The organism is Roseateles sp. P5_E11 (assembly GCF_054049355.1).
Window position 1 is genome coordinate 1 of the sequence record NZ_JBFUMO010000140.1, and the last position, 11959, is coordinate 11959.

The 11959-nt window shown below is 68.4% G+C and carries 13 protein-coding genes and 1 pseudogene; 5 read left to right on the top strand and 9 right to left on the bottom strand.

Annotation, left to right across the window (positions count from 1 at the left end):
• A partial coding sequence (locus ACXJKR_RS12715) for a DUF6544 family protein (protein ID WP_457323146.1) occupies positions 1–382 on the bottom strand: 382 nt, incomplete at its 3' end.
• Positions 383–576: 194 nt separating this feature from the next.
• Between ACXJKR_RS12715 and ACXJKR_RS12720 the strand changes: the two genes are divergently transcribed.
• Together ACXJKR_RS12720 and ACXJKR_RS12725 are read left to right on the top strand one after the other, a co-directional pair.
• The gene (locus ACXJKR_RS12720) at positions 577–1413 is read left to right on the top strand and encodes a beta/gamma crystallin-related protein (protein ID WP_056202593.1); all 837 of its coding nucleotides are present in this window, start codon (positions 577–579) and stop codon (positions 1411–1413) included.
• Between the two features lie 83 nt (positions 1414–1496).
• On the top strand, positions 1497–1961 hold the full coding sequence (locus ACXJKR_RS12725; RefSeq protein ID WP_056202596.1) for a fasciclin domain-containing protein: 465 nt from the start codon (positions 1497–1499) through the stop codon (positions 1959–1961).
• A gap of 73 nt (positions 1962–2034) precedes the next feature.
• Here the strand turns inward: ACXJKR_RS12725 and ACXJKR_RS12730 are convergent, their stop codons facing one another.
• From ACXJKR_RS12730 to ACXJKR_RS12755, 6 genes and pseudogenes are all read right to left on the bottom strand, one after another.
• On the bottom strand, positions 2035–2799 hold the full coding sequence (locus ACXJKR_RS12730; RefSeq protein ID WP_457323147.1) for a Crp/Fnr family transcriptional regulator: 765 nt from the start codon (positions 2797–2799) through the stop codon (positions 2035–2037).
• 56 nt (positions 2800–2855) lie between these two features.
• Positions 2856–3590: a Crp/Fnr family transcriptional regulator gene (locus ACXJKR_RS12735; protein WP_056202599.1), complete on the bottom strand. Its 735-nt coding sequence runs from the start codon at positions 3588–3590 to the stop codon at positions 2856–2858.
• A 433-nt stretch (positions 3591–4023) separates the two neighbouring features.
• A pseudogene (locus tag ACXJKR_RS12740) lies at positions 4024–4569 on the bottom strand (DUF1003 domain-containing protein); the annotation flags it as partial.
• 126 nt (positions 4570–4695) lie between these two features.
• Positions 4696–5775 carry a substrate-binding domain-containing protein gene (locus ACXJKR_RS12745; protein ID WP_457323148.1) on the bottom strand — a complete coding sequence of 360 codons (1080 nt, stop codon included), beginning with the start codon at positions 5773–5775 and terminating at the stop codon, positions 4696–4698.
• Between the two features lie 99 nt (positions 5776–5874).
• Complete coding sequence (locus ACXJKR_RS12750) at positions 5875–7104, bottom strand: cyanophycinase (protein WP_457323149.1); 1230 nt, start codon at positions 7102–7104, stop codon at positions 5875–5877.
• A 273-nt stretch (positions 7105–7377) separates the two neighbouring features.
• Positions 7378–8829, bottom strand: coding sequence for a peptide MFS transporter (locus ACXJKR_RS12755; RefSeq protein ID WP_457323150.1), 1452 nt, complete (start codon positions 8827–8829; stop codon positions 7378–7380).
• A 105-nt stretch (positions 8830–8934) separates the two neighbouring features.
• Here ACXJKR_RS12755 and ACXJKR_RS12760 point away from each other — a divergent pair, with 105 nt between their 5' ends.
• Positions 8935–9279, top strand: a complete 345-nt coding sequence (locus ACXJKR_RS12760) for a nuclear transport factor 2 family protein (RefSeq protein WP_457323151.1) — start codon at positions 8935–8937, stop codon at positions 9277–9279.
• Between the two features lie 193 nt (positions 9280–9472).
• On the opposite strand, the gene ACXJKR_RS12765 is transcribed toward ACXJKR_RS12760, so the two are convergent.
• A complete protein-coding gene (locus tag ACXJKR_RS12765) occupies positions 9473–9649 on the bottom strand; it encodes a ribbon-helix-helix protein, CopG family (RefSeq protein WP_056202621.1) in 177 nt (58 codons plus the stop codon).
• A gap of 64 nt (positions 9650–9713) precedes the next feature.
• On the opposite strand from ACXJKR_RS12765, the gene ACXJKR_RS12770 reads away from it, so the two are divergent.
• Both ACXJKR_RS12770 and ACXJKR_RS12775 read left to right on the top strand, forming a co-directional pair.
• On the top strand, positions 9714–10457 hold the full coding sequence (locus ACXJKR_RS12770; protein ID WP_056202624.1) for a YoaK family protein: 744 nt from the start codon (positions 9714–9716) through the stop codon (positions 10455–10457).
• A gap of 24 nt (positions 10458–10481) precedes the next feature.
• Positions 10482–11243, top strand: coding sequence for a spermine/spermidine synthase domain-containing protein (locus ACXJKR_RS12775; RefSeq protein ID WP_056202626.1), 762 nt, complete (start codon positions 10482–10484; stop codon positions 11241–11243).
• 37 nt (positions 11244–11280) lie between these two features.
• Here the strand turns inward: ACXJKR_RS12775 and ACXJKR_RS12780 are convergent.
• Positions 11281–11959 (bottom strand): class I SAM-dependent methyltransferase (locus ACXJKR_RS12780; protein WP_457323152.1); only part of this gene is annotated, 679 nt, incomplete at its 5' end.

Below are 11959 nucleotides of genomic sequence, written 5' to 3' on the forward strand. Positions count from 1 at the left end.
GGCCGGAGAACAGCCCGACACGGGCATTCCAAAGAAAGCCCGGCCCGCGCGTGGCGACCTGCTGCTCGGCCGTGAAGGGCTGCCAACGGTCGCCGGCAGCCGACAGGTTGAGGAAGCCGCTCTGCGTCAACCTCACGCCGCGCACCAGTGGCTGGCCGGCGGTCAGCGCGATGCGCAGATAGCGCTGCACCGGTGCCGGCAAATGGATGAGTTCCGCGGGGTCGAAATGGGTGACGCCCGCCGGGCCCGGCTCGGCATTGAGCTTGGCGATCAGCGCGCTGGACCGTGAGCGCCAGCGGCGCTGGCGACGCGCTCCCAGCAGCAGCGTGATCGCGAGGGCCAGGGCGGCGAGAAGGACAAAAGCGGCGAGCAGCCAGTCCATGCGGTGTTTGCCGGTTTGTCGGGTGACGGGGCGCAAGGCTCGCCGAGCCTGGGCCAACGGTCTGTGCGCTGCCGAACACTGGAGCGCTCGCGCGTCAGTGCTTCAGCGCCGGCTGGGTCCGCCACCGTACAGACGGGTTGCCCGACACGGCACAGACTTTCCTCACGGGCCTCGCCCCGACACCGGAGAACGCCATGCATACCCCCCAAACACACTCCCTGCGCCGCAACGCCCTTGGCCTGCTGCTGGCCCTTTCGGCCAGCACGCCCGCGCTGGCGCAGATCACCTTTTATGAGCAGGCCAACTTCCAGGGCCGCTCCATGACCAGCAACGGCAGCGTCAGCAATTTCAGGAGCAACAACTTCAACGACAGGGCCTCGTCGGTGGTGGTGCGCAGCCAGCGCTGGGAGGTCTGCGTGGACCAGCGCTATTCGGGCCGTTGCCGCGTGCTGCGACCCGGCCAGTACCCGTCGCTCGAAGCCATGGGGCTGGACGAGCAGATCTCGTCGGTGCGCGCCGTGCAGCGCAATGCCCGCGATGACGAGTTGAGCTATGCGCCCTACCCGAGCGTGCCGGCCGACTACCGCCGCCGCGACCGCGAGCGCCTGTACCAGGCGACCGTGAGCGATGTGCGGGCGATCTACGGCGAGTCCGGCCAGCGGCGCTGCTGGACGGAGCGTGAGCAGGTCGGCGACGGCCGCCGCAGCGACAACAGCGTGCCCGGCACCGTCATCGGCGCGGTCATTGGCGGCATCCTCGGCCATCAGGTCGGCGGCGGCACGGGGCGCGTGCTGGCCACGGCCGGCGGTGCAGTGGCCGGTGGCGTGGTGGGCAACAACATCGGCCGCAACAACAGTGGCGAATCGGTGGTGACCCGCGACGTGCAGCGCTGCGATGACCGGCCGGTTGCGCAGAACCCCGCCTACTGGGACGTGACCTACAACTTCCGCGGCCAGCAGCACCACATGCAGGTTGCCACGCCGCCCGGCGCCACCGTGACGGTCAATGCCAACGGCGAACCGCGCGCCTGAACCACGGGCGGGTGCTCCAGCGCACAGACCCCGGCAATCCTGAGGGGCAGCATTTGCATGCATCCCTCCACCAGAAAGCTCTCATGATTGCCGCCGTCGTCACCAACAACCCGAGCAAGGCCGCCCTGCAAGACAACCTGCTGGCCACGGTCCACAGGACCGGCCACTTCAAGCACCTGATGGCGGCCGTCAAGGCCGCCGGCCTGGCCGACGTGCTTGACGGCTCGGGGCCTTACACCTTCTTCGCTCCCAACGACAAGGCCTTCGACAAGCTCGCCAGGAACGAGCTGGTCGACCTGCTCAAGCCCGAGAGCAAGGCCAGGCTGACGGCCATCCTGCTGCTGCACGTGGTGGCGGGCCATGTGAAGGCCGCTGCGGCGGGCGGCCAGCCCGCCACGCTGAAGTCGCTGCAAGGCGAAGACCTGGCCATCGACATGACCCCGGCCGGCCTGCGCGTGAACAAGGCCCGCGTCGTCGAGCGCGACATCGAAGCCACCAATGGCGTCATCCATGTGATCGACACCGTGCTGATGCCGGCCGCAAGCTGACCCGTCCCGGCTTTGCCGCAGTGCCGCCGGTGCAGTTGCGGGATGCGTGGCCTCATGAGGGAACTCCGCGGCGTCATGGGATGACGTGGCTTGCAGAAAACGCGGCCACCGGCGCATGTTCGTCAGCGTGCGGAGCGCCGTTTCCAGGGGGGAATTTCATGCCAGCGCGGTAGCTCGCCCGGTCCTGCGCATAGCAGCCGCAGGCCGCCGCCTCCAGGCCGGCGCGGTCGCTGACCGTGACCCAGCCCCGGTGGTAGCGGATCAGGCCGGCCTCCTGCAGCGCGCCCGCCGCCACCGTGACGCCGACGCGCCGCACGCCCAGCAGGTGGGCCATGCCTTCCTGCGTGACCGCGAAACCTTCGCCCCGCGCCCGGTCCTGCCCCATCAGCAGCCAGCGTGCCAGCCGCGCCTGCAGGGCATGGAAGTGCAGGCAGGCCGCGGCCGTCGCTGAAAGCCTCAGCTGCACCAGCAGATAGCGCATCAGCAGCCGGCGCAGCCCCGGGCTGTCGGGCAACTGGCTGCGCAGCGCCGCGGCGGTCAGGCTCCAGGCCTGGCCGTCCTCCTGCACCATCACACTCACCGGGCTGGCGGCCACGCCCAGCAGCAACTGCACGCCCACCACGCCCTCGCAGCCCACCATGCCCACCTGCAGCGGCGGGTGAGCGTCCATGGGCGTGACCAGCGAAAGGAAACCCTGCAGCGGGAACAGCAGCACGCGGGCAGGCTGGTCCTGGGTGCCGAGCTTCTGCCCGCTGCGCAAGGGCACCTGAATGCTCTGCGCCAGCAGGCGCCGCAACTCGGCGGCGGGCAGGTGATCGAGCAACTGGTTGGCAGTCATGCACCAGTCTGCACATCACTTGTTGATTGCCGCTGTGCGCCAGCACACGCTGCGGGTCAGGGCAAGGGAATTGCCGGCCAGTTCAGCAGCCGGTCGTACTCCTGCTTGACGACGCCATAGCATTCGCAGCTGCGCTGTTCCAGCCCCGCGCGGTCCAGCACGGTGATGTGGCCCCGCGCGTAGTCGATCAGGCCGAGCTTTTGCAGGTTCAGCGCCGCCTCGGTGACGCCTTCACGGCGCACGCCCAGCATGTTGGCGATCAGCTCCTGCGTCATCACCAGCTGCTCGCCGGCGATGCGGTCCAGGCTGAGCAGCAGCCAGCGGCACAGCTGCTGCTCCAGCAGATGATGGCGGTTGCAGACCGCCGTCTGCGCCATCTGCGTCAGCAGCGCCTGCGTGTAGCGCAGCAGCAGGTGCATGCCCACGCCGTAGCGGTTGAACTCCACCTTGATGGCCGCCGCGCGCAGCCGGAAGGCGCCGCCGGCGCTTTGCACCACTGCACGGCTCGGGGTGGTCTCGCCGCCCATGAAGAGCGATACGCCGACCACGCCTTCGTAGCCCACCACGGCGATTTCGGCCGAGGCGCCGTCCTCCAGCACATAGAGCAGCGACACGATGGCCGTGGTGGGGAAATACACGTGGCTCTGTGGCCGGCCGGACTCGTAGATGACCTGACCCAGTTTCAGTGGCACGAACTCCAGCTGGTCGGCCCAGCGGTCCCATTCCTCGCCCGGCAGGGCGGCCAGCAGGCGGTTGCTGCGAGGGGCCAGGGCGTCAAGCGGTGCAGACATCAATCCTCCCGCGCTGGCGCGACTTAGAAGCAACAACTCTATCCAGCGCCTGGCCTGCCGTGTGTACGGCATCGCACATAAACATTTTTGGCATGCGGGGGCGTCGCCCTTATTGCGTCAGCGTCAGCGCCAGCGGTAGCCGAGGGCCGGTGAAGGTGCTCACCAGGGTGCTGGCAAGCAACGGAGGTTCCACGCCGTTGGGCGTGGCTGGACGACGTACATGGGCTGACTCCCGCAAAGACGTCGATCCTGACGGTGCCTGTTGGGCAGGACCGTGCGCCAGCGCACAGAGGCGCCGCCGGCCGCCGTGCTACGGCTGGGCAAACCAGGCACGGTTCCCAGGCTCGTTCGCGGGGCCGACGGCGCCGCCATGCTGCAAGGGCATGGCCGCCGGCGTCTGTGCGGTGTCGCACATGGTCGGCAGGCCGGCCGCCAGCGCGGCCAGCAGGCGCATCTGTTCGGCCTGCAGCGCCAGCAGTTCGCTCCATTGCTGCTGGCGCAACTGATCCAGCTTGTCGTGCAGCAGCATGATTTCGAGTTCGGCCTTGAGGTTGACCTCGTAGTCGTGCCCTGCCGTGACGCGGTCCTTCTCGGACTGGCGGTTCTGCGACATCAGGATGATGGGCGCCTGCACCGCCGCCAGCATGGACAGGAAAAGGTTGAGCAGGATGAAGGGATAGGGATCGAAGGTCTGGCCCCGCCCGGCCAGCAGCGCGACGTTCATGCCCACCCACACCAGCATCACGGCCGCGAACAGGCTGACGAACAGCCAGGAGCCGCCAAACGCGGTGACCGCATCGGCGGCGCGCTGGCCCCGGGTCGGCGGCGTGGTTGCCGCGGCTTCCGGGTGCTGCGTGATGGGTTGGCGCAGGCCGATATGCCGAGCCACGCGCTGCGCGCGCACGTCGAGTTCCGCAAACGGCCGGCCCAGCAGGGCGGTGGCCTGCGCGTCGTGGGCATCGTCTGGCGGGAGCGACATGGGGGACGAGGAAGCGGGGTTGACGGCGAGTCTGGCCGCGGCCTGGCCGGCGCACCGTCTGCTGGCGCACACAAGACGGCGCCTGGCCGGGCCGTTGGTGGCCGAATCCCAGGGGGCTCTAGGCGCTTACGGCGCTTTCGCCGCACTCGGTGGGCTGATCGACCATTGCTGGCGGTACTCGGCCCGGTAGGGCAGCAGGTCATCGACCTCCAATTGCCCGAGTTGCCGCAGCAACTCCGTCGTGATGGCGATCGGGCGGGCGACGCGGCCGCTGGGGGGCTGCCTGGCGAAGGCGCGCTTGAGCTCATCGGCCAGTTGCCAGCCCTGCTGGCCAGTGGGCTCGGCGATGGTCGCGAGCTGCTGTGAGCGGCCCGAGCGGATGCGGCTCAGTGCCGTGCGTGAGCCGTCGCCGGCCGCGATGCCGACGACGTCGCGGCGGCCCAGGGCCAGCAGCGGAAAGTGCATGGAGTCCATGTAGACGTCGTTGATCGCCAGCACATGGGTCCAGCGCGTGCCGAACTGCCGATGCAGCCGTTCCAGCGCGGCCGGCATGTCCTTGGAGGCGTTCGAAATCGGCAGGTCTTCCACGGCGAGCAGTTCGCATGAGGCGCAGCGCGACAAGGCCTCGCGCATGCGCAGGGTCTTGACGTTGGCGATGTCGAAGCGGCTGTCGTTGAAGATGACAACGCCCGCCCGGGCACCACCGGGCTGGACGACCAAGGCCGCGGCCATGTCGGCCACGACCGCAGGGTCGGTGCTGACGTTGGCGAACAGATGAGGCGTCGACCCATGGCGCGGGGCCGCGTGCCAGCCCACCAGCACGGGAAGAGGCCGCGAAGTCGGAGCCAGGCGGTCGGCGATATCGGCTTCGTCAAAGCCGCCCAGCACGATGCCGTCTGGGCCGGCGCGCAAGGCTTCGTCGAACTGACGCCTGATCGTCGCCTTGTCGCCCTTGCCGTTGACGACGCTCAAGGTCCAGCCGAGCTCCTGGCAGGCCTGCTCGAAGCCACGGTAGACGGCGGTGATGCCGCCGTTGCGGAAGTCCTGGGCCAGGAAGACGACCCGCCTCGGGGCCTCGGATGGTGGTTCGGCGTGCACTGCCGATGCCATGGCCGCCCAGGCAGCGAGCAGGATCAGCACCGGGCGGCGCAGCCACAGCGGCGGCAGGCGGGGCGCCGAGCGCGATTCGGGAGAAGGGGCGGCCATGGGCGCGAGCCTAACTTGCCATGGCTCGATATGCGCGCTTGAGCATCGGACCTCGGGTAAATCACGTCGCCCGACGGCGAGCCCGAGCTTGCCCGATTATCAATTCGCGACCAGCGGCGTGAACAGCGGCGAGGCCATGCGCACCGGGATGACGTCCAGGCGGGCCTTCAGCACCGTGTAGTCCTCGCCGCCGAGGGCGCCGCTGAACCAGCCGACGAGCCCGGGCCCCTTGTAGAGGCGGAACTCGAAGCCGAGCTCGGGGGAGAGGTCGCCGGGGCGGGGTTTCACGCGGTAGGCGAGGCCGCGCACCTCGGGCGCGCGGCCGTCCAGCAGCTGGGCCATCGCCGCGACGATGGTGTTGTCGGCCAGGATGTCGAGGAAGTAGTTGTCGTTTTGCAGATAGGGCTTGTAATCGCTCGCGGCCGGGTCGATCTTGGGCTCGCGCAGCTTGTGCGCGGCGGGCGTCGTGACACCGGTCTTGAGGTCGTGGCGGTCGCCGCGGTCCAGGTAGCTGATCAGCGCGCCACGCAGGTTGAAGGCCGGCAACTTGGTGTCGGCGCTGGCCTCGGACAGGTCCACCAGCAGTGCACCGCGCGCGCCGACGATCTCGACCTCGCTGCCCTTGACGACGGCCGCCGTGTTCTCCTCCACGCCCAGGCCCTGCGTGTAGCCCAGCGCCCGCATGGCCGGCAGCATGCGGCCGATGCGGCCGCGCTTGAGGAAGTGCTGGTCGACGAACAGGTCCGGTCCGATGAAGCCCAGGCCGCGGTCGAACTCCCGCCTGTCGCGCCACTGGCCCTTGAGGACCTGCATGTTGTCCGGTGCGTCGCGGAACATCATGCGGCTCATGATGGCCGCACCGGCGCTTGTGCCGGCCACGACGCCGCCGCCGTCGAAGACCTGGCGGATGGCCAGCAGCATCGCCGTCGGCTCCCCGCCGGGCTGCAGTGTGTCGACGATGTGCTCCTGCGCGCCACCAGAGAAGAACACGGCCTTGGAGGCCGCGACCTTGGCGATCAGTGCCGGGTCGTTGAGGTTGGCCTGCAAGTCGATGTCTTTCTGGCGCGGCGCGACGGGGATGGCTTCGGCACTGGCACCGTGGCGGTTCAGCGCGGCGACGATGAGGCCGGCGCTGCGCTCCGGGTTGGCGGCCGCCGTGGCGAATACGGCGATGCGCGCGCCGGCGCCGCCGGACTCATCGACGATACGCTGCCAGACGGCGTCGTTGTCATTCTTCAGGGCGCCACCGATGACGATGGCGGTGCCGGCATGGGCAGTAGCGCTCAGCGCGAGCGCGGTGGACAGGAGCAGGGCGGGGAGGAATCTCATGCGCCCATCTTGTCAGCGTCGGGGCGACTGAACCAGCGGGTCAGGCCCGGGCGGAAAATCATGCCATCAAGGCAGGTTGCCGCACCCGAAGCGCGTCCGGCAGGCCTGGGCGGCCGCTCATGTCTACGCGACCTTCGCCCTTGAGTGGCGGCCTAGCGGCGCGACGACGGGACGTCATGCCGTTGCCGCGCTGATGCAATGCGCAGCGTCAACTGTTTGGCAACGGCAGCCAGGCCCTGGACAGGCCGCTGCAAGCTGGTGCGCCGCCGCGGCTCAGGCGCCAATCAGGCGCCGCAGCCACGGCCGCAGCGCGAACAGCGCGGCGCCCGTGACCAGGCTGCCGACGGCGAGCTGCGTGAACAGCGTCGCGTAGGCGGCATTCGTCGTCAGCGGTGAGCCATCCACCGGCTGGGACACCACGCCCGAGAAGTCGCCCGCGAACAGTGACGCCAGGCCGGTCACCAGCATCCAGCTGCCCATCATGACGCCCTGGTATTGCCTGGGCGCCAGGCGACCGATCATGGCGTAGCCGATGGGCGAGATCAGCAGCTCGCCCACCGACTGCAGCACATAGCTGAGGAAGAGCCAGGAGAAATCCGAGCGGCCCGAGGCATCGGCAAAGTGGATGCCCACAGGCAGCACGAGAAAGCCCAGGCCCATCAGCACGATGGCGGCCGCGAACTGCATCGGGATGTCCACCGGCCAGCCGCGGGCGCGCCAGCGAGTGAAGAGGGCGGCCAGCAGCGGCCCGCCGATGACGATGGTGACGGTGTTGATGTTCTGCACCCATTGCGGCGCCACGGCCACGCCCCAGACGTTCATCAGCACATTGCCCACCGCATAGAGCTGCAGGCCGTTCGGGGCCATCTGGTAGAGCGACCAGAACACCAGCGAGCCCAGGGTCAGCACAAGATAGGCCTTCATGCGCTGCTTCTCGGCCGGCACCGGGTGGCGAACCGTGATGACGACCAGGGCAATGGCCACCAGCGCGCAGAAGGCCTTCATGCCGATGGCGGTGTCGCCCGGCTGCTTCAGCAGCCAGACCAGCAGCGGCACCAGGCCCACTAGGATGGCGCTGCCAATGGCGAAGCGCCCCCAGAAGGCCACACCACGGCGCTGGGCGAGCGACGTGTTGCGGTCGGCCAGGGTGCGCCAGAAGATCAGCGCCACCACGATGGCCGCGGCATTGCCCAGGGTCGCGAACCAGAACAGCGAGGCGTAGTCCTCACTGAGCTGGAACACGCCCGACACCGTGAAGCCGATGAAGAAGCCGACGTTCATGCCGGCGTAGTTCCACAGGAAGGCGGCCTCACGGCGGTTGTCCTCGGGGGTGAAGCGCTGCGTCAGCATCATGTTCACGCAGGTCACGTTCAGGCCGCTGCCGGTCAGGAACAGGGCCATGCCCCAGTACAGGCCTTCGAGGCTGCCGCCGGCGACGGTGCCGCAGCCCAGCACCTGCAGCAGCATGCCGCCCACGAACAGGTTGCGGTTGCTCAGGAAACGGCCGCCGAGATAGCCACCGAACAGGTGCAACCCATAGTTGAAGGCGCCGAACACGCCGGTGATCAATGCGGCCTGCTCGCTGGTGAACCCGTGGTGGCGCGTGGTGTACAGCGTCAGCGTGAACTGCAGGACTGCGAAGCCCAGCGTCGCGAAGACCTGGATCAGGAAGAGCACGGCAGACCCTTCGGGAATGCGTGCCTGGAGTTGTTGGAGTCGGCTCATGGGGCGCGGATTGTCCTGGCGCGAAGCGAGGTTTCGTGTGGGTGTCATCCCGTGCCTCGGCGATCATCCAGCCCTGGACAACCACCGTTTCATGGACAGCTGGCGATGACGGACCGACTCGACCTCGTGCGCGCCTACCTGGCCGCCTATGCAGCGCGCGACCTCGCTGCGATTGAGCCCATGTTCGCCGACGCCATCACGCTGCGCGACTGGAAGATCCGCGTCGTTGGCAAGGCTGCGGCACTGGCCGAGACGCGCAAGAACTTCGAGTCCGCCGCGAGCCTGTCGATCGATGTGCTGGCGGCCTACGACCGACCGGATGGTGCCGCGGCCGAGCTGAAGATCACCGTCAATGGCCGCGACACGATTCACGTCGTCGACGTGTTCGAGTTCGAGCCCTCGAACCGCATCGCGGCCATCCGCGCCTACATCGGCCGCGGCGACGACTGAGAGGGCGAGAGCTTTTCATCCACGCCCGCCTTGCACGCCAAAACACCCTCGCCCGTCGTTGCAAATGCTCGCCATAGCCCGCTATGGCTGTGCTTTGCGCCTAGTTCGAGGGCGTTTTGACGCGCCTTTCGGGCGCGTCTGAAAAACTCTCACCCTCTGAGCCGCACGCACGGCCCCGACGCACCGGCTCGGCTCAGCGAGACGCCGCTGTGTCCGGCTTGTAGTCCACGCCATGGGCGGCCAGGTAGTCGCGAATCAGGCGCCTCACCACCTGCGAGGGTGTCTGGTCCTGCTGCGCGCACAGGGTCTCGAAGGCCTTCTTCTTGTCCGGATCAATCAGCACCGTCAGGCGGGCGGTCTTTTGTTCCATGCCGGCTCCTCATGTTCATCAAATGATAATTGCAATCATATTGAATTCAAACTAAATTAGCGCTGTGACCATCAGCTTCCTGCACCGCCTCACCGGCAGGCACCGCACGCGGTCGGCCAATCGGCAGCTCGGCGCGGTGCTGGCCTTCGTGGCCGGGGCGGTCAACGCGGGCGGCTTCCTGGCCGTGCAGCGCTACACCTCGCACATGACGGGCGTGATCTCCGGCGTGGCCGACGATCTCGCCACCGGCGGCGTCGCGCTGGCGTTGACCGGGCTCGCCTCGCTGCTGGCCTTCATCGCGGGGGCGGCCTGCTCGGCCCTGTTGATCAACTGGGCGCGCCGGCGCCACATGCACAGCCGGTACGCGCTGGCCCTGCTGCTGGAGGCTGCGCTGCTGCTGGCTTTCGGCCTGCTGGGGGCCCACCTCGACACGCTGGCCTATCTGCTGGTGCCGACCGCCGTGCTGCTGCTGTGCTTCATCATGGGCCTGCAGAACGCCATCGTGACCAAGATCTCCCAGGCCGAGATTCGCACCACCCACATGACGGGCGTGGTGACGGACCTGGGCATCGAGCTGGGCCGGCTGCTGTACTGGAACCGCGCCACGTCGCCCGACTCGGTGCACTTCGTCCGCGCCAATCGCGACAAGCTCTTCATCCACAGCCTGGTGCTGGGCCTGTTCTTCGTCGGCGGCCTCGTCGGCGCGCTGGCCTTCAAGCACTTCGGTTTCTCGGCCACCCTGCCCATCGCATTGCTGCTGGTGCTGATGGCCTCGCCGCCGCTGATCAACGACCTGCAGCGCGCCTGAGCGCTGCTGCCTTTCCCGCACGCCATGCCCGACACCGCCGACCCACACCAGTTCGTCAAGCCCTTCGTCTATGAGACGCTGGATACCCGGGCCATGCATTTCACGATCTGCGAAATCCAGAGCCGCATGAAGGTGCAGCACCCGCATGCGCTGGACCTGGCCTACACGCGCACGATGATGGCCTTCCTGCTGTTCGTGCCGCGGCCCGAGACGCTGGCCATGATCGGGCTGGGCGGGGGCTCCATGGCCAAGTTCTGCCACCGCGAGCTGCCGGATACGCGCATCGAGGTCGTCGAGATCAACCCCCACGTCATCGCGTTGCGCGAGCAGTTCCAGGTGCCACCGGACGATGCGCGCCTGCGCGTGCGGCGCGGCGACGGGGCCGACTTCGTGCGCCACACCCAGGACCGGCTGGACGTGTTGCTGGTGGATGGCTTCGACCATGAAGGCCAGCCGCCGGCCCTGTGCTCGCAGGCCTTCTACGACGACTGCCGCACGGCGCTGCGCGAAGACGGCCTGCTGGTGGTCAACCTGCACACCGCCCACCCCGAGTTCCAGCGCCATGTGGCCCGCCTGGATCGCGCCTTCGACGGCGCGGTTCTTCTGGTGGGCGACAAGGAATGCAGCAACACCGTGGCCTTCGCTGGCCGGCGAGCGCTGCGGGCGCCAGCGCAGGCCGGCGCGCTGCGCAAGCCGCGGCCGCTTGCTCGCCAGGCCTGGGACGAACTCCTGCCCGCGTTTGCCCATGTCGCAGCCACGCTGCAACACCAGCGCGAAGGTGGCTGAGCCCGAGGGCGGGCAACGTCTTGATGCCGCCCTGCAGTCAGGTGTGCGGTGATGGCGGCCTGACGGAGCGGTACACGCCGCGCCGCTCCGGCCGGCTCAGCACCAGCTGCCACAGCTGGCCCTGGCGGGAGCGGAAGAAGCCGGCGCAGCTCAGCAGGTAGTAGCGGAACATGCGCCGGAAGCCTTCGTCGTAGCGGGCGGCCAGGCGCGGCCAGGCCGCCTCGAAACGCTCGGCCCAACTCATCAGCGTGCGGTCGTAGTCGGGGCCGAAGTTGTGCCAGTCCTCGATGATGAAGCGGCCCTCCAGCGCGCCGGCCAGCTCGACGGGCGAGGGCAGCTTGCCGTTGGGGAAGATGTAGCGCTCGATCCAGGGGTCGGTATGCGGCGCGCGCTGGTCCACGCCGATGCTGTGCAGCAGGAAGAGGCCCTCGGGCGCCAGCAGCCGGCGGGCGGTGTCGAAGTAGACGCCGTAGTTCTTCAGCCCCACGTGCTCGAACATGCCGACCGAGACGATCTTGTCGAAGCGACGGTCATCGGCGCATTGGAACGAGCGGTAGTCCTGCAGCAGCAGCGTGACAGGCAGGCCTTCACAACGCTTCTCGGCCAGGGCCAGTTGTTCCTTGCTGATGGTGATGCCGGTGACGCGCACGCCGAAGCGCTCGGCCGCATGGCGCGCCAGGCCGCCCCAGCCGCAGCCGATGTCCAGCAGCGTCTCG